Source organism: Hansschlegelia plantiphila (genome assembly GCF_027922265.1).
GTDB classification, from domain to species: domain Bacteria; phylum Pseudomonadota; class Alphaproteobacteria; order Rhizobiales; family Methylopilaceae; genus Methylopila; species Methylopila plantiphila.
Genome location: NZ_BSFI01000002.1, coordinates 127,484 through 144,994, shown reverse-complemented (window position 1 = coordinate 144,994; position 17,511 = coordinate 127,484). Strand labels below are relative to the sequence as shown.

The 17,511-nt window shown below is 69.6% G+C and carries 14 protein-coding genes; 3 read left to right on the top strand and 11 right to left on the bottom strand.

Annotated elements, in window-relative coordinates:
* Nucleotides 1–36 precede the first annotated feature (36 nt).
* Both PKE75_RS02125 and PKE75_RS02120 read right to left on the bottom strand, forming a co-directional pair.
* Nucleotides 37–1,164, bottom strand: a complete 1,128-nt coding sequence (locus PKE75_RS02125; protein ID WP_271167041.1) for a calcium:cation antiporter — start codon at nucleotides 1,162–1,164, stop codon at nucleotides 37–39.
* Nucleotides 1,165–1,363: 199 nt separating this feature from the next.
* On the bottom strand, nucleotides 1,364–1,828 hold the full coding sequence (locus tag PKE75_RS02120; RefSeq protein ID WP_271167040.1) for a DUF1810 domain-containing protein: 465 nt from the start codon (nucleotides 1,826–1,828) through the stop codon (nucleotides 1,364–1,366).
* A 134-nt stretch (nucleotides 1,829–1,962) separates the two neighbouring features.
* Here PKE75_RS02120 and PKE75_RS02115 point away from each other — a divergent pair, with 134 nt between their 5' ends.
* Complete coding sequence (locus tag PKE75_RS02115; protein WP_271167039.1) at nucleotides 1,963–2,289, top strand: hypothetical protein; 327 nt, start codon at nucleotides 1,963–1,965, stop codon at nucleotides 2,287–2,289.
* A 32-nt stretch (nucleotides 2,290–2,321) separates the two neighbouring features.
* Here the strand turns inward: PKE75_RS02115 and PKE75_RS02110 are convergent, their stop codons facing one another.
* From PKE75_RS02110 to PKE75_RS02100, 3 genes are all read right to left on the bottom strand, one after another.
* Nucleotides 2,322–3,674, bottom strand: coding sequence for an 8-oxoguanine deaminase (locus tag PKE75_RS02110; RefSeq protein WP_271167038.1), 1,353 nt, complete (start codon nucleotides 3,672–3,674; stop codon nucleotides 2,322–2,324).
* Nucleotides 3,675–3,840: 166 nt separating this feature from the next.
* Nucleotides 3,841–4,290: a cyanase gene (gene cynS / locus PKE75_RS02105; RefSeq protein ID WP_271167037.1), complete on the bottom strand. Its 450-nt coding sequence runs from the start codon at nucleotides 4,288–4,290 to the stop codon at nucleotides 3,841–3,843.
* Between the two features lie 72 nt (nucleotides 4,291–4,362).
* Complete coding sequence (locus PKE75_RS02100) at nucleotides 4,363–7,161, bottom strand: PAS domain-containing protein (protein ID WP_271167036.1); 2,799 nt, start codon at nucleotides 7,159–7,161, stop codon at nucleotides 4,363–4,365.
* A gap of 410 nt (nucleotides 7,162–7,571) precedes the next feature.
* Between PKE75_RS02100 and PKE75_RS02095 the strand changes: the two genes are divergently transcribed.
* Together PKE75_RS02095 and ilvA are read left to right on the top strand one after the other, a co-directional pair.
* Entirely contained in the window at nucleotides 7,572–8,837 is a 1,266-nt protein-coding gene (locus tag PKE75_RS02095; protein ID WP_271167035.1) for a D-amino acid dehydrogenase, read from the top strand.
* A gap of 97 nt (nucleotides 8,838–8,934) precedes the next feature.
* Nucleotides 8,935–10,449: a threonine ammonia-lyase, biosynthetic gene (ilvA, locus tag PKE75_RS02090; RefSeq protein WP_271167034.1), complete on the top strand. Its 1,515-nt coding sequence runs from the start codon at nucleotides 8,935–8,937 to the stop codon at nucleotides 10,447–10,449.
* A gap of 12 nt (nucleotides 10,450–10,461) precedes the next feature.
* On the opposite strand, the gene puuE is transcribed toward ilvA, so the two are convergent.
* The 6 genes from puuE to PKE75_RS02060 form a co-directional block, all read right to left on the bottom strand.
* Nucleotides 10,462–11,382 (bottom strand): allantoinase PuuE, encoded by a 921-nt coding sequence (puuE, locus tag PKE75_RS02085; protein ID WP_271167033.1) that lies wholly within the window; start codon nucleotides 11,380–11,382, stop codon nucleotides 10,462–10,464.
* Nucleotides 11,383–11,422: 40 nt separating this feature from the next.
* The gene (locus PKE75_RS02080; protein ID WP_271167032.1) at nucleotides 11,423–12,616 is read right to left on the bottom strand and encodes a urate hydroxylase PuuD; all 1,194 of its coding nucleotides are present in this window, start codon (nucleotides 12,614–12,616) and stop codon (nucleotides 11,423–11,425) included.
* Nucleotides 12,617–12,734: 118 nt separating this feature from the next.
* The gene (locus PKE75_RS02075) at nucleotides 12,735–13,820 is read right to left on the bottom strand and encodes a BMP family ABC transporter substrate-binding protein (RefSeq protein WP_271167031.1); all 1,086 of its coding nucleotides are present in this window, start codon (nucleotides 13,818–13,820) and stop codon (nucleotides 12,735–12,737) included.
* A 38-nt stretch (nucleotides 13,821–13,858) separates the two neighbouring features.
* Complete coding sequence (locus tag PKE75_RS02070) at nucleotides 13,859–14,779, bottom strand: ABC transporter permease (RefSeq protein WP_271167030.1); 921 nt, start codon at nucleotides 14,777–14,779, stop codon at nucleotides 13,859–13,861.
* A 13-nt stretch (nucleotides 14,780–14,792) separates the two neighbouring features.
* Nucleotides 14,793–15,902, bottom strand: coding sequence for an ABC transporter permease (locus tag PKE75_RS02065; RefSeq protein ID WP_271167029.1), 1,110 nt, complete (start codon nucleotides 15,900–15,902; stop codon nucleotides 14,793–14,795).
* Complete coding sequence (locus PKE75_RS02060) at nucleotides 15,895–17,436, bottom strand: ABC transporter ATP-binding protein (protein WP_271167028.1); 1,542 nt, start codon at nucleotides 17,434–17,436, stop codon at nucleotides 15,895–15,897. The genes PKE75_RS02065 and PKE75_RS02060 overlap by 8 nt, the downstream gene beginning before the upstream one ends.
* Nucleotides 17,437–17,511 lie beyond the last annotated feature (75 nt).

The window sequence follows — 17,511 nt, the reverse complement described above, 5'->3', positions numbered from 1 at the left end:
CTGGCGCCGAGATCGGGCCGATCTCCTGTCCGGCGGCTAGGGAACGGCGATCAGAAACAGGTAGGAGACGAACACCACCAGATGGACGAGACCCGTGAGCACCGTCGTCCGGCCGGTGCCGAAGCTCAGGACGCTGGTCGCGAGCGCGAGAACCAGCAGGACGCTGTCGCCCGGCCCGAGCCCGAGCATGAGCTGTCGCCCCGAGATGAGGCTCGCCGCGGCGACGCCGGGGATCGTGAGCCCGATCGTCGCGCAGGCCGAGCCAAGCGCCACGTTCAGGCTTCGCTGAAGCTCGTTGTTGGAGGCCGCCCGTATCGCCGACAGGGCCTCCGGCATCAGCACGAGCGACGCGATCAGCGCGCCCATGATCGCGTCGGCCTGACGGACCTGGAGCGCCGCCAGTCCGTTCTCGACGCCGGCGGCGACCTGCTCGGCGAGCAGCACGACGCCCAGCAATCCGGAAACGAGAAGCAGGGCGTTGACGCCCACCCGCCGCCCATCGGCCGACCGCTCCACTCTCTCGGCGGGAGACGACAGGTTCTCGACGAAGTCCTCTCGGCTGCTCACCGTCTGCGCGAACACGAACGCCGCGTAGAGCAGAACCGCAAGACCGCTCACGAACGCCAGCTGCGCCGTCGAGAACGCTCCCGGAACCGTCCCGAGGGTGTAGTTCGGCAGGACCAATGTGAGAACGCTGAGCGCGACCAGGACGGAGAGGAAGGCGCTCGTACCCTGCCGCTTCAGGTCCTGGTGCCCATGTCGCAGGCCCCCCAGCGTCAGGCAGGCGCCCACGAGGCCGGAGCAGACGATCATCACTGTCGAGAACACCGACTCCCGCGCCAGCGTGGGGTTGTTCTCGCCGTGCAGCATCGCCGCGACGATGATCGAGACCTCAATCGCCGTGACGGCGAGCGTCAGAAGCAGCGTTCCATAGGGCTCGCCGACATGGTCAGCCACCTCCTCGGCGTGGTGCAGCACGGCGAACACGGTCGAAAGCAGCAGCGCCGTTACGACCGCCGAAGCGAGGATCTCGAAAAGGAACGGCATGTCTTCGACGGGCGGCGCGGCGAAGCGCGTCGCGAGCCCGGCCATGAGCGACACGACGGGCAACGCATAGAACAAGGCGGACTTCCCGCCGGAAACCGCCGTCGCCTGATGAGACATCGTCTCGACCTTTCGTCACGGAGCACGCGCCGCTCCGCCCCCCGCGGCCCGCGAACCGCTCGTCGCCATTATGGCGTCCATCGTTTCACAATCGGTTGCCGCGCGCTGGCGAGAGGCCGAGGCCGGTCATGATCGACGCGACGCGACGCGACGCCGCCCCCCCCCTTGCTCCACCGCAAAACCGCGCGCGGATCGCCGGTCAGCCCATCAGCGAGAGCGTCCGCTCGCAGGCCGCGCCGCCGCATAAACGGTCGAGCGCCTCGCCGAACGGACCCCCGCCCCCGGCGTCCGCCAGCGAGAACAGCGTCATCGAGGAGCGGAACTTCATGTCGTCTGGCGACCCGAAGATGGCGCGCAACGAGCGTCCCTCGATCGCCAGGACCGCCCGAACGCAGAGCGCGAGGCGCGGCGCGAGGACGGGGTGAGCGAGATAGGCGCGGGCCTCATCGAGCGATCCGAGGCCGAAGCGGACCGCCATCGGCGAGGCGCCGAGCCCGCGCGCCTGTGGAAACACGAACCACATCCAGTGGCTTCGTTTCTCGCCGGCCCGGAGTTCGCCGAGCGCACGGTCGAACGCCGGCGCCTGCGCCTGCACGAAGCGCTCGAGGTCGTAGGGATCGGCGTCGGGCACTGTCGGACCTCGCTTTTCAAGCAGGAACGTCATGCGCGCCGGATGGTCCCCTCGCAGCCCGACGAAAGCGCCCGGCTCCGCATCATTCACGACACGTCGCGTCGGCGTCTAGTATGCCCGCGATGCGCGGCGCGCTCCTCCATCGCCGCCGGAGACCCTTCGCTGCGATGAAACGCGCCTTGCTCCTTGCGCTGCTCGCCACGCCGGCCGCGGCCGAACCGGATATCCTGAGGGAGCGCTTCGAATATCTCGGCCAGTTCGCGGGCTACGTCGTCGCCTGCGGCGTCGCGAGCGAGGACGAGGCCTCGGAGATGGTGCGCACGCTGGGGGCGGGCCTCGGCGACTCCTGGCCCGAGGCCGACGCCGCCCGAATGCGCGCCGCCCGCGACGCCGCGCGAACCGCCCATTGCCCGGACGGGCCGCAGCGCGACGCCATCAGGCGCCGCTGGGCGAATTATCTCGACGCCAGAGCGGGCCTGAACCGCGCGCCGTGAGCGCCCCCGCGGGGACGGTCTGCGTCGCCGCCTCAGGCGTCGCCATTGATGAGGCCCCGCGCCAGAACGGCATGGCGGCGAAGCGCGTCCTCGCGGGGAATGGTGGCGCACCGCCCGTCCTTCACCACCACCCTGCCGCCGACGATCGTCGCCGCCGCCTTCACCGGACCGCAGAACACCAGAGCCGCGACCGGGTCCCACTGCGCGCCGGCGAATTCGATCGCCGACATGTCGAAGGCGGCGACGTCCGCGGCCTTGCCGGGCTCGAGCGAGCCGATGTCCGACCGGTTCAGCACCGCCGCGCCGCCGCGGGTCGCGATCTCCAGCGCCCGCCGGGCCGAGAGCGCGGCCCCGCCCTTCGCGACGCGCTGCAGCAGCATGGCCTGCCGCGCCTCGTTCAGAATGTGTCCGCTGTCGTTCGAGGCCGAGCCGTCGACGCCGAGCCCGACCTTCACGCCCGCCGCCAGCATCTCGCGCACCGGCGCGATCCCGCTGCCGAGCCGCATGTTGGAGCATGGGCAATGCGCGACTCCGGTCCCGGTGCGGGCGAACAGGTCGATCTCCTGCGGGTCGAGCTGCACGCAGTGGGCGTGCCAGACGTCGTGGCCGCACCAGCCGAGATCCGCGGCGTAGGCGCCCGGCCGCACGCCGAACCTCTCCATGGAATAGGCGACGTCCTCGACGTTCTCGGCGAGATGGGTGTGCAGGCCGACGCCGTAGGCGCGCGCGAGTTCGGCGGAATCACGCATCAGCTCGCGGCTGACCGAGAACGGCGAGCAGGGCGCGACGCCGATCCGCGTCATCGCGAAGGGCTCTGGGTCGTGGAACATCTCGATGACGCGCCGGCAGTCGGCGAGGATCGCGCCTTCCGGCTCGGTCAGCGCATCCGGAGGCAGCCCCCCGTCGGATTCGCCGATGCTCATGCTGCCGCGCGTGGCGTGGAAGCGCACGCCGACCTCCGCCGCGGCCTCGATCGAATCGTCGAGGCGGGCACCGTTCGGGTAGAGGTAGAGGTGGTCCGAGCTCGTGGTGCAGCCGCTCTCGGCGAGTTCGGCGAGGCCGACCAGCGTGGAGACCCGGATATGCTCCGGCCCCATGCGCGCGAAGATCGGATAGAGCGTCCGCAGCCAGTCGAACAGCAGCTCGTCCTGGGCCACGACCCGGGTCAGGTTCTGGAACAGATGATGGTGGGTGTTGACGAAGCCCGGCGTCACGACGTGGCCGGTCATGTCGAGCACGACGTCCGCGGTCGCGGGAAGCTCCGGCGTCGCGCCGACCTGCTCGATCACCCCGTCGCGGGCGAACAGCCCGCCGTCCGGAAGCTCGCGCCGCGCGTCGTCCATGGCGACGAGGATCTCGGCGTGTTTGATCAGCAGCGTGGACAAGACCGGCTCCGTCGTTCTGGGGCTGAGGCGTCAGCTTAGATCAGGCGCAGCCCTCCCCGTCATGGTCCGGCCTGGCCGGACCATCCATCTCGGACGCAGAGTCGTCGCAGACCGGCGCGGACCGACGGCGTCAGATCCGCCGGTCGGGCGGAGACGCCGCCGCGCCTCAGTAGCGCTTGTAGCCGAGGAACTTGCCGGACATCGCGAGCTTCACGCGGTCGCCCTTCTGATCGGGCTGGCGCTCCAGCGTCATGTCGAAGTCGATCGCCGACATGATGCCGTCGCCGAACTCCTCCTGGATGAGCTCCTTCCAGGTCGTGCCGTAGACCTGGACCAGCTCGTAGAAGCGGTAGATCAGCGGATCGGTCGGCGGGACCTGCGGGAGCGAGCCGCGATAGGGGACCTCGGTCAGCAGGATCTCGGCCTCCTTCGGCAAGTCGAGCAATTCGGCCGCTTTCGCCGCCTCGTTCGGCTCCAGCCTCATCTGGCCGAGCATCGCCGCGGTGATCACCACGGGCGAGGTCGAGACCGAGACCTTTTCGTGGATCTCCTTCCAGGTGAGGCCCTTCAGGCGCTTGGCGCAGAGGACGAGTTCGGTGACTTCGGCGCGTGTCATTTGCGAGATCGCTCCTGTTGCTGGCGGTCGGCCAGATGACGGGCGAATGCGAGACGCATGCCAGACGGTCGTCTAGTCGCTTTCCTGCATCTGCACGAGCGAGGCTTCCAGCACGCAGCGGAGGCCGGCCGGCTGGAAGTCGAGGCTCACGTTCGCGCCGACCTGGCCGGCGAGGCCGCGCTCGATCAGGCGGGTTCCGAAGCCCTTCTTCGTGGGCGGCGAGACCGGCGGACCGCCATGCTCGGCCCAGACCAGCCGCAGCATCCGCGCGCCCGGCTCGCCCGAGACGCTCCACTCGATCGCGACGCGGCCGTCGGCGGCTGACAGCGCGCCGTACTTCGCGGCGTTGGTGGCGAGTTCGTGCATCATCAGGATCAGCGGCAGCGCGGCTTTCGAGCCGATCTCCACGTCCGGCCCGTCCAGCACGAAGCGGCCCGGCCGGTCGGCGTGGGGCTTCAGCGCCTCCTCGACGATCGCCCGCAGCCCGGCCGCCTCATACTCGCCGCCGAGCAGGATGTCGTGCGCCTTGCCGAGCGCGATCAGGCGGCTCGACAGCACGTCGCCGGCGGCCGCGAGGTCCGGGGCGCTCCGCAGCGTCTGCGCCGCGACCGCCTGCACCATGGTCAGCAGGTTTTTCATGCGGTGGCTGAGTTCGTGGTTCAGCAGCCGCTGGCGCTCCTCCGCACGGGCGCGGGCGATCGCGGCCCGCGTGCGATCCGCGATCGACTGGACGAAGGCGACGGCCTCCGGCGGCCATTCTCGCGGCGCGGCGACGTGCAGGAAGAACAGCGAGATCAGGGCGCCCCGTTCGACCAGCGGGACATGCAGCATCGCGCGGATCCCGACCGCCTCGTAGGCGTCGCTGTGGTCGGCCGTGCGGCTGTCACGGCGCACGTCCGAGATCGCGAACACCTCGCCCCGCGTCGCGGTCGCCAGCAGGTCGCCGAAGCGGTCGAGCGGGTGGCGTCCGACCGCGCTCGCCGCGTCGCCGCGCCGCCAGTCGACCTCGATGTCGACGACCGCCGCGCCGGGCTCGACCGCGCCGAAGCTCACCCGGTCGAGCGAAAGGTTGCGGCCGAGGATCTCGCACGCCACCGTCGCGATCGCGCGCGCATCGTCGAGGTCGCGGAGCCGCGCGCCGAACTCGACGAGAGCGTCCCGACGCTCCCGCGCCTCCCGCTCGGCGGTGACGTCCTCGATCATCGCCGTGGTCTGGATCGCGCCGCGAACCTTGCGCGAGACAAGGTTGACGCGCGCCCAGACGATCCTGCCGTCAGCGCGGCGATAGCGCTTTTCGAGCAGCGTGTTCATCAGCTCGCCGCGCGCGAGACGGGCGTGCAGCGCGGCGCGGGCCTCGTCGTCCTCTTCCGGCGTCCATTTCGCGACCGAATGTCCGATCACGGAATCCCGCGTCGCGCCCCAGATCTCGCAGAGCTTGTCGTTGACGCGGATCGCCCTGGCGGTCAACGGGTCGATCTGGACCATGCCGATGTTCGCGCCCTCGAACACGGCGCGGAACTGCTCCTCGGCCGCCTTGCGCTCGGTCAGGTCGAGCATGGCGCCGATCAGCCGGATCGGCAGGCCGTCCGGGTTGCGGGCGAGATGGCCGCGGTCGAGCACGTCGGCGTAGCGGCCATCGGCGCAGCGGAAGCGGTATTCGTGGGACCACTCGTTCTCGTCGCCGTCGATGACGGCGCGGATCTCGGCATAGACGCGAGCGCGGTCGTCCGGATGGATCTGGTCGATCCGCCACTCTCCTGTCGGCTTGATCTCGTCGAGCGCGTGGCCGTAGGCCTGCGTGAGGGCGTCGTTCCAGACGATGTGGTTGCGGCGCAGGTCCCAGTCCCAGACGGCGTCGTTGGTGGCGAGGCCGACGAGCCGGTAGCGCTCGAGCGCCGCCGCGACCTGCTCGTCGCTCTCCCGGCGGGCGGTGACGTCCTGCATCGTGCCGATCAGGCGGGGGCCGTCGTCGCCGCCGACCAGCCGGCCGCGCGCCGAAATCCACCGCGTCTCGGACCCGTCCGGGCTGACGACGCGGTGCTCGTGCTCGAACACCCCGCTCCCGGCGGGATCGAGCGCCGCCCGTACGGCGGCGTCGACGGCGTCCCGGTCGTCCGGATGAAGGCTCGCGAGGAAGTTGTCGGCGTAGGTGACGACCGTGTCCTCGGGCTCCCAGAACAGTTCGCGCGTGCGGGCGTCCCAGTCCAAGCGGCCGGCGCGGACGTCGTAGTCGAACAGGCCGACCCGCGTCGCCTCGAGCGCGAGGCGAAGCTTGACCGCCTGGTCGCGGATGACGGCGGACGCCGCCTGTTCGGCGCGCTGCGCGAGCGACTGGGCGACGATCGCATCGTCACGCCGGTCGACCGCGCGGCGCAGCTCGAGATGGCCCATGACCTGGCGGGCGAGCGCGCGCAGGATGCTGGCCTGCGCCGGCGTCAGTCCTTCCGGGCGAGGCTCGACGTCGATGACGCAGAGGGAGCCGAGCGGCTGCCCTTCGGGGCTCACCAGCGGCGCGCCGGCGTAGAAGCGGATGAACGGGCTTTCGGTGACGAGCGTATTGCCGTCGGTGCGCGGGTCGAGCGTCAGGTCGGGAATCACGAGCAGGTCGGACTCCTGCATCGCATAGACGCAGACCGACTGCTCGAGCGGCGTCTCGCAGGCTTCGAAGCCGGTGCGCGCCTTGAACCATTGCCGGTCGGCGCCGACGAAGCTGACCAGCGCGACCGGCGCGCCGCACGCCTCCGCCGCCACCGCCACGATATCCTCGAAGCTCGCCTCGGGAGGCGAGCCTATGACGTCGTAGCTCTCGAGCGCCGCAAGCCGGATCGGGTCTGTCGCAGCGGCGTGAGGATCGGAGATCGGAAAAACCATCTGCAAATACGGCGGCCGGGTCGCTTGGAGGCAGCGACCGGAACGGCGACCGTGACGCCAATCTAGCGGGAGACGACAGCTCCGCAACGTCGTTCGACGCCGCTGCGCTTGTTAACGCCGCGACGTCGCCGCGCCAAGCGGCCCCGCCATGGCCCGCGCCCTTCGCCGGGCTTCGAAAGGCTGACGTCCCGCGTCACGTTCGAGGATCGACGGACGCCCGCGACGCGCTGACCGCCGCCAGGACGCCAGGCGGGCCGGAAAATCATTCAGCGCCGGGCGCTTGCGCGGAAGGTCGATGTCGACGATCTGATCGCCGTCGGGCGCGTTCCCGCCGCAGCCGGCGGATGTCGCGTCGGACGGCCCTGCGCGGAGCCCGACGGCCTTGCGCCGCAGTCCTGAAGGGATCCGAGATGCGCGTACTGGTGCTTGGAAGCGGCGTCGTCGGCGTGACCTCGGCCTATTACCTCGCAAAGGCCGGCCACGAGGTCACGGTGCTCGACCGCCAGCCGGCCGCAGGTCTTGAGACCAGCTTCGCCAACGCAGGCCAGGTCTCGCCGGGCTATTCCTCGCCATGGGCCGCTCCCGGAATTCCGGTGAAGGCGCTGCGCTGGCTGATGATGCGCCACCGCCCGCTGGTGATCCGCCCGAGCGTCGACATGCGCTTCTACGGCTGGCTGGCGCGCATGCTCGCGAACTGCACGGAGGACGCCTATCGCCGCAACAAGGCGCGGATGGTGCGCGTCGCCGAATACAGCCGCGACGCGCTGATCGCGCTGCGCGGCGAGACCGGCATCGAATACGACCACCGCGAGCGCGGCACGCTCCAGCTGTTCCGCACGCAGAAGCAGCTCGACCATGTCGGCGACGACACCGTGGTGCTAAACCAGTACGGCGTGCCCTACACCGTGCTCGACCCTGCCGGTTGCATCGCGGCGGAGCCAGCGCTCGCGCGCGTCTCGAACAAGTTCGTCGGAGGCTTGCGGCTGCCCGGCGACGAGACTGGCGACGCCCACCTCTTCACCCAGCGCCTCGCCGCGATCTGCGCCGGGCTCGGCGTGACGTTCCGCTACGGCTCCGCGATCTCCGGCCTCTCGGCCGCCGGCGGCGCGATTTCCGGCGTCGTGCTCGCCAACGGCGAGAGCGTGACGGCCGACGCCTATGTCGCGGCGCTCGGCAGCTTCACGCCTGCGCTGCTGAAGCCGCTCGGAATCGACCTGCCGGTCTATCCGGTGAAGGGCTATTCGCTGACCATCCCTGTCGTGGAGCCCGAGGCCGCGCCGGTCTCCACCGTGATGGACGAGAGCTACAAGATCGCGATCACCCGGCTCGGCGACCGCATCCGCGTCGGCGGCACGGCGGAGCTGGCCGGCTTCAGCGCGCTGCTGCGCGAGCCGCGGCGCTCGACGCTGCTGCATTCCGTCGGCGATCTCTTCCCCGACGGCGGCGACGTCTCGCGCGCGACCTTCTGGACGGGCCTGCGGCCCATGACGCCGGACGGAACGCCAATCGTGGGCGCCACGCGCTACGCCAACCTGTTCACCAACACCGGCCATGGCACGCTCGGCTGGACCATGGCCTGCGGCTCGGGCCGCTTGCTCGCCGACCTCATCAGCGGCGTCGCGCCCGAGATCGACGGCGCCGACCTTTCGGTCGCCCGCTACGCCGGAGCCGCATGAAGCCGGGCGGGCATGCCGGATAAGGGAGTGGCAGCCGCCGCCGGTTTTGCGTAAGCGACAGAGCGCCAACCGGTGGCGCAGGGGTTCAGGCGGCTCGATGGACTACGTTCGCAAGATTCTCGACGCGCGGGTCTACGACGTCGCGGTCAACACGCCGCTCGACCCGATGGTGCGGCTGAGCGCCCGGCTCGGCCGGCACACGCTGCTCAAGCGCGAAGACCTGCAGCCGGTGTTCTCGTTCAAGATCCGCGGCGCCTACAACAAGATCTCGGGACTGTCGCAGAGCGACCGGCTGGCGGGCGTGATCTGCGCCTCGGCCGGCAACCACGCGCAAGGCGTCGCGCTCTCGGCGACCCGGCTCGGGATCGCCTCCACGATCGTGATGCCGGTGACGACGCCGCCCATCAAGATCGAGGCCGTGCGCCACTTCGGCGGAACCGTCGTGCTGTTCGGCGACACGTTCGACGACGCCTACGCGCACGCCCGCGAACTCGGCGACCGCGACGGCCTGACCTTCGTGCACCCTTACGACGACCCGGACGTGATCGCGGGCCAGGGCACGATCGCGGTCGAGATGCTGCAGCAGCACGGCGGGCCGATCGACGCGATCTTCGTTCCCATCGGAGGCGGAGGACTTGCCGCTGGCATAGCCTCTTACGTCAAGTTCCTGAGACCTGACGTTAAGGTGATCGGGGTCGAGCCCGCCGACGCCGCCTCGATGAAGGCTGCGATCGACGCCGGATCGCGCGTCACGCTCGACCGCGTCGGCCTGTTCGCCGACGGCGTCGCGGTGCGGCAGGCCGGCGAGGAGACCTTCCGCATCTGCCGGGAGCTGCTCGACGAGGTGATCACCGCCGACACCGACGAGATGTGCGCGGCGGTGAAGGATATCTTCGAGGACACCCGCATCCTCGCCGAGCCCGCCGGCGCGCTGTCACTCGCGGGCCTCAAGACCTACGCCGCGCGCGGCGGCGACCGCGAGGGCGCGCTGATCGCGATCAACAGCGGCGCCAACATGAACTTCGACCGGCTGCGCCATGTCGCGGAGCGCGCGGAGCTGGGCGAGGCGCGCGAGATCCTGCTCGCCGTCACCATCCCCGAGGAGCGCGGCAGCTATCGCCGCTTCATCGAGGTGATCGGCGGGCGCACCATCACCGAGTTCAACTACCGCTACGCCGACGGATCGGACGCGCATGTCTTCGTCGGGCTGAAGCTCGGCGACTCCAGGCGCGAAAAGGCCGAGCTCGTGGAGCGCATGGAGGCGCTTGGCTACGACGTGCTCGACATCACCGCCAACGAGACCGCGAAGCTCCACATCCGCTATATGGTCGGCGGCCGGACGCCTGGCCTCGTCGACGAGGTGGTGCTGCGCTGCGAGTTTCCCGAGCGGCCCGGCGCGCTGATGAAGTTCCTGTCTGGCGTCGGACAGGACTGGACGATCACCCTGTTCCATTACCGCAACCACGGCGCGGACTATGGCCGGGTGCTGGTCGGCCTCCAGGTTCCCCAGGCCGACCGGCCGCGCTTTCAGGAGCGGCTCTCGGCGCTCGGCTACCCCTATGAGGACGAGACCGACAACCCGGCCTACCGGATGTTCCTGAGCGAGGCCTGAGGGCCCCCGCCCCTACCCCCGCTCCGGCGGGACCTGCGCGATGAACGCCCGCGCGATGTCGATCCGGCGCGCGATCCACACCCCGTCATGCCGCGTCACATGATCGAGGAACCGCGCCAGCGCGCCAATCCGGCCGGGGCGGCCGATAATCCGGCAATGCAGCCCGACCGACATCATGCGCGGCGTCGTCCCACCCTCGGCGTGGAGCGCGTCGAAGGAATCCCGGAGATAACGGTAGAAGTCCTCGCCGGTGTTGAAGCCCTGCGGCGTGGCGAAGCGCATGTCGTTGGCGTCGAGCGTGTAGGGCACGACGAGGTGGGGCTTGTCGACGACCCGGCTCCAGAACGGCAGGTCGTCGCTGTAGTCGTCGGAATCGTAGACGAAGCCGCCCTCCTCCGCGACCAGCCGGCGGGTGTTCTCGGAGGTGCGCCCGGTGTACCAGCCCAGCGGCCGGGCGCCGGCGATGCGGGTCTGAATCTCGATCGCGCGCGCCATGTGCTCGCGCTCGATCTGCTCGGGAACGCCGTGGTAGTTGATCCACCGCAGGCCATGCGAGCAGATCTCGTGGCCGTCCTTCAGCGCGACCTCGGCGACCAGCGGGTTGCGCTCGAGCGCCATGGCGACCGCGAACATCGTGAGCGGCAGGCGGCGCGCGCGGAAGGTCTCCAGCACGCGCCAGACGCCGACCCGCGAGCCGTATTCGTAGAGCGACTCCATGCTCATGTGCCGCGCACCGGGATAGGGCGCCGCGCCGACGATCTCGGACAGGAAGGTCTCGGACGCCTGATCGCCGTGGAGCACGCTGTTCTCCGCGCCCTCCTCGTAGTTCAGCACGAACTGCACCGCGATCCGCGCGTCGCCCGGCCAGCGCAGACGCGGCGGGGTCGGACCGTAGCCCAGCATGTCGCGGGGATAGTCGGCGGGAGACGTCATCGGGCGGCGGTGATCGTGCGGCTTCGGCGGTTCATGCCCCTCACTCCACGCTGTCCAGCCACTGGCGAACCGTCTCACGCTCCTCAGCGGTCATCCGGGTCATGTTGCCCGGCGGCATCGAATGGGTGAGCACGGCGACCATGCGGACTTCGTCCGCGTGCGTCGTCATCTGTGTGAGGTCCTCGAGCTTCACGCCTTTCGGAGGCGAACCCAGACCGGGCATCAGCGGCTTGCCGGCGTGGCACATGCCGCAGCGGCTCTGGATCACCCCCTCCGCCTCCTCGGCGAGCTGCGTCGGCGGAGCCGCGGCTGCGGCCTCGCGCGTGACGGCGGGGCCGAGGCTCGACAGCCACATGATGGCGAGGCCGCAGAGCGCCGTCAGCCCCCATGTCCACCACGGCGACGGCAGGCCGCGGTGGCGGGTGTTGTAGAAGTGCCGGATCGACGCGCCCATCACCATGACGAGCGCGATGATCGCCCACGAGAACCGCGTGGCGAAGGCCAGCGGATAGTGGTTGCCGATCATGATGAAGACGACCGGCAGGGTGAGATAATTGTTGTGCAGCGAGCGTTGCTTGCCCTTGGCGCCGAGCGAGGGGTCGGGGCTCCTCCCCGCCCTCAGGTCCGCGACCACGATCCGCTGGTTCGGGATGATGATCATGAACACGTTGGCGACCATGATGGTGCCCATCACCGCGCCCATCTGCATGAAGGCGCCGCGGCCGCTGAAGGCGAGCGAATAGCCGAAGCTCATCGCGACGAGGAAGACGAACCCGGCGATCGCAAGATGGAGGTTGCTCGCGGCCAACGGCGACCTGCACAGCCCGTCATAGACCAGCCAGCCCGCCGCGATCCCGGCGAAGCTGAGCGTGATCGCCGCTTTCGGCCCGATGTCGAGCACGCCGGGGTCGATCAGATAGAGGCGCGCGCCGAAATAATACACGATGGCGAGCAGCGCGAAGCCGCTCAGCCATGTGGCGTAGGCCTCCCATTTGAACCAGGTGACGTGTTCCGGCAGCTCGGGCGGCGCCACCAGGTATTTGACCATGTGGTAGAAGCCGCCGCCGTGGACCTGCCACGCGTCGCCGTGGGCGCCCTTCGGCAGGCTGGCGTTCTGCTTCAGGCTCTGGTCGAGATGCACGAAGTAGAACGAGCCGCCGATCCACGCGACGCCCGCGATCACATGCGTCCACCGGACGAAGACGCTCAGCCACTCCCAGAGGATCGGTTCCAAAGGCTGGACTCCTAGAGCTCGAACGTTTCGAGAGGCTCCGCCGCAGTCATGCCGCCTTCGCCGGGCATGACGGCGGCGCTCGGCGCCTCCCTGACCGGATGGGAGCGCCCGCCCCGCCCTACTTCGGCAGGCCGCCTTCGACGCCCTCGACGTAGAAGTTCATCGACAGCAGGTCCTTGTCGGGGGCGCTCTCGCCCTGCTTCAGCCAGACCGAGCCGTCCTGCTTGTTCAGCGGTCCCGTGAACGGCTTCAGCCTGCCGTCGACGATCGCCTGCTTGGTCTCGTCGGCGAGCCTGGCGACGTCCTCGGGCACGGCCTTGCCGTAGGGCGCGAGCACGACCATGCCGTCCTTGAGGCCGCCCCAGGTGTCGGTCGAGGTCCAGGTTCCGTCCATCACCGCCTTGACGCGCGCGATGTAATATTCGTCCCAGTGGTCCTCGACCGACGTCAGCTGCGCCCTGGGGCCGAAATCGGCCATGTCGGAGGACTGGCCGATCGCATAGACGCCGCGCTCCTCGGCGAGCTTCATGGCGGCGGGGCTGTCGGTGTGCTGCATCAGCACGTCCGCGCCCTGATTGATCAGCGCCTTGGCGGCGTCGGCCTCCTTGCCCGGATCGAACCAGCTCGACACCCAGATGATCTTGATCTTGATGTTCGGGTTGACGGTCTTCGCGCCGAGATAGGCGGCGTTGACGCCCATCACCACTTCGGGGATCGGGAACGAGGCGATGTAGCCGATCGTGCCGGACTTGCTCATCTTGGCGGCGACGACGCCGGCGACGTAGCGGCCCTCGTAGAAGCGGGCGTTGTAGGTCGCGAGGTTGTCGGCGCGCTTGAAGCCGGTGGCGTGCTCGAACTTCACCTCCGGATGGCGCTTCGCGACCTTCAGCGTGGGGTTCATGAAGCCGAACGACGTCGTGAAGATCAGCTTGGCGCCGCCCGCCGCGAGCTGCTCGATCACGCGCTCGGCGTCCGGCCCGTCCGAGACGTTCTCGACATAGGTGGTCTTCACCTTGTCCCCGAACGCCTTCTCGACCGCCTGCCGGCCGACATTGTGCTGGTAGGACCAGCCATGATCGCCGACCGGACCGGTGTAGACGAAGGCGACCTTGAGCGGGTCGTCGGCGCGCACGGCGCCCGAGGCGGCGAGCCCCAGGGCGAGCGCCGCGCCGAGGCCGGCGAACAGGCGGGATACGCGGTTCATTGCTCTCTCCATCTCCAGAAGACCGGCGGGCGGGCGGCTCAGCTCGAGGCGTGGAACGCCCTGCCGAGGCAGGCCGGCGCGTTGAGCGTCATCGTCATGCGGTCGCGCGAGATCACGACCAGCACCACGATCGTCGCGAGGTAGGGCAGCATCGACAGGATCTGAGGATCGACCCTGAGGCCGAGCGCCTGGCTGTGCAGTTGGAGGATGGCGACGCCGCCGAACAGGTAGGCGCCGCCCAGCACGCGCGTGGGCTTCCACGAGGCGAACACCACCAGCGCGAGCGCGATCCAGCCGCGTCCGGCGCTCATGTTCTCGACCCAGAGCGGCGTCTGGACCAGCGAAAGATAGGCCCCGCCGAGGCCCGCGCAGGCGCCGCCGAACATCACCGCGAGGTAGCGGATGCCGATCACCGGATAGCCGATGGCGTGCGCCGCGTCGTGGTTCTCGCCCGCCGCCCGCAGGATCAGCCCGGCGCGCGTGCTGGCGAGGAACCACGAGACCCCGGCGACCAGCGCGATCGACAGGTAGACCAGCCCGTCCTGCCCGAACAGCAGCGGCCCGACGAAGGGGATGTCGGTGAGGATCGGGATATGGACCTGCGGGAACCGCGGCAGCGAGACGCCGGAATAGGACTGCCCGATCAGCGCCGAGAGCCCCAGGCCGAACAGAGTGAGGGCCAGGCCCGTCGCGACCTGGTTCGACATCAGCGACAGCGTCAGGACGCCGAACAGCGCGCCCATCGCGGCGCCCGCAAGCGCGCCGGCGAGGCTGCCGATAATGTAGCTGCCCGTGCCGTAGGTGGCGGCGAAGGCTGCGATCGCGCCGATGATCATCATGCCCTCGACGCCGAGGTTCAGCACGCCGGAGCGCTCCGTCACCAGTTCGCCGATCGCGGCGAACGCCAGCGGGGTCGCGGCCACCACGACGCCGAGCAGGATGCTGAGGACGAGATCCATCGCGTCGCTCTCCTTATGCGGCCGGGGTGAGCCGGGCCGCGGCCGGCGCGGACGCCGGCGCGAGCGGCTTGCCGGCGCGCACGATCCTGAAGTTCACCAGCACGTCGCTCGCGAGCAGGAAGAACAGCAGCATCCCCTGGAACACGCCGGTGGTCGCGCTCGGCAGGCTCATCTCGATCTGCGCGGTCTCGCCGCCGATATAGGTGAGCGCCATCAGCATGCCGGCGAACACCACGCCGACCGGGTGCAGCCGGCCGAGGAAGGCGACGATGATGGCCGTGAAGCCGTAGCCGACGGGAAGCGACGGCACGAGCTGGCCGACCGGGCCGGCCGCCTCGAACAGGCCGGCGAGCCCCGCCAGCCCTCCCGAGATCATGAAGCTCGACCAGACGATGCGGCGTTCGGAATAGCCGGCGAATCTGGCGGCGCGCGGCGCCTGGCCCAGCACCCTCGCCTGAAAACCCAGCATCAGCCGCTCGAGATAGACATAGGCTGCGGCGGCCGCGAACAGCGCGACGAGGAAGCCGATGTTGGCGCGCGACCCCGGCAGCAGCTTCGGCAGCAGCGCGTCGTCCTGGAACAGCCGGCTCTCGGGGAAATTGAAGCCGTCCGGGTCCCTCAGCGCCCCATGCACGAGGAAGCCCAGAAGCAGCGTCGCGACATAGGTGAGCATCAGGCTCACGAGGATCTCGTTGGCGTGGAACTTGGTGCGCAGCAGCGCGGGGATCGCGGCCCAGGCCATGCCGCCAAGCGCCCCCGCGAGCGCCATCAGCGGCAGCAGCCAGAAGCCCCCGCCGGGATAGAAGCCGAGCGCGACCGAACCGCCGCAGATGGCGCCGATCGTGAACTGGCCTTCCGCGCCGATGTTCCAGACGCCAGCCCGGAAGCCGATCGACAGCCCGACGCCGATCAGGATCAGCGGCGCGCCCTTCACAAGCAGTTCGGCGAGGCTGTTGTAGGAGGCGAGCGGCTTGATGAAGATCAGGCCCATCGCCTGGACCGGATCCTTGCCGAGGATCGTGAACAGCCCGAAACCGGCGATCAGCGTCAGCGCGACGGCGATGAACGGCGTCGCATAGAGCATCGGCGCGTTCGGCTCCCTGCGGGGGACGAGCTTAAACATGCGCCGCCTCCCTCGCCGCCCGGATCTCCTTGCTGCGGCCGCCCATGGCGAGGCCGAGCGTCTCCACCGTCAATTCCTCTGTAGGCTGGCTCGCGAACAGATGGCCTCCGGCGATGACCGAGATGCGGGTCGAGATCGTGAAAAGCTCGTCGAGGTCCTGGCTGATGATCAGCACGGCGGCGCCGGACTTCGCGAGCTCGAGCAGCACGCGGTGGATGGCGGCGGCGGCCCCGGCGTCGACGCCCCATGTCGGCTGCGAGGCGATCAGAACCTTGGGGTTCTGCAGGATCTCGCGACCCATGATGAATTTCTGCAGGTTGCCGCCGGAGAGCGAGCGGGCGGCGGAGCGCACGCTCGCCGTCTTGACGTTGAGCGCGCCGACGATCTCCCCCGCGAACCTGCTGGCGTTCGCTATGCTGATGATCCCGCCGGGCGCGAGATCGTTGGACGCGCCGGCCGAGAGCAGCGTGTTCTCCCATAGCGACATGCCGGGGACGGAGGCGTGTCCCAGCCGCTCCTCCGGCGCGAAGCACATGCCGCGCGAGCGCCGGGCCTTCGGCCCCTCATGGCCGATCGGAACGCCGTCGAGCTGGATCTGCCGGGGAAAGCGCAAGGTTCGCTCGCCGATCAGCGCCTCCATCAGCTCGGTCTGGCCGTTCCCGGCGACGCCCGCGACGCCGAGGATCTCGCCCGCCCGGACGTTGAAGCTGACGTTCTCGAGGTCGACGCCGAACTGCTCGTCGCTTGTGAGCGAGAGTTCGGCGACCTGCAGGCGGATCGCGCCCGGCTCGACCGGCTCGCGCCTCGGCGTGTTCAGGGTCGCGCCGATCATCATCTCCGCGAGGCTGCGGGTGGTCTCTTGGCCAGGGTCGCAGCTGCCGACGACGCGCCCGCCGCGCAGCACCGTGGCGCGGTCGCAGAGCGAGCGGATCTCCTCGAGCTTGTGGGAGATGTAGAGGATCGAGCAGCCTTCGGACGCCAGCCGCCTGAGCGTCTGGAACAGCACGCCGACCTCCTGCGGGGTCAGCACCGAGGTCGGCTCGTCCATGATCAGCAGCTTCGGCCCGGTCAGCAGGCAGCGCACGATCTCGACGCGCTGCCGCTCGCCGACCGAGAGCGTCCCGACCAGCCGCGCGGGGTCGACCTTGAGGCCGTAAGCGGCGGAGACGTCGATGATCCGCCGCCTGAGGTCGCCCCTCGCGGCCTCCGCCTTGCTGAGGCCGAGCGCGATGTTCTCGTGAACCGTCAGCGTCTCGAACAGGCTGAAATGCTGGAACACCATGCCGACGCCTTCGGCGCGGGCGTCGAAGGGCCGCGCCGGCGCATAGGGCTTGCCGCGGAACGTCATCTCGCCGGAATCCGGCTTCTGGACGCCATAGATCATCTTGACCAGCGTCGACTTGCCCGCGCCGTTCTCGCCGAGCAGGGCGTGGATCTCGCCCTCGCCCACCGCGAACGAGACGTTGTCGTTCGCGATCACGCCGGGGAAGGTCTTGGTGACGCCCTGCAGCTTCAGGATCGGCGCGTCGGTCATCGCATCGCCTTGTTTCCCCGCGTCCCACGCAAATGCCGGACCGCCTGTCGTCGTCCGCCGGATCGTCCGTCTCTC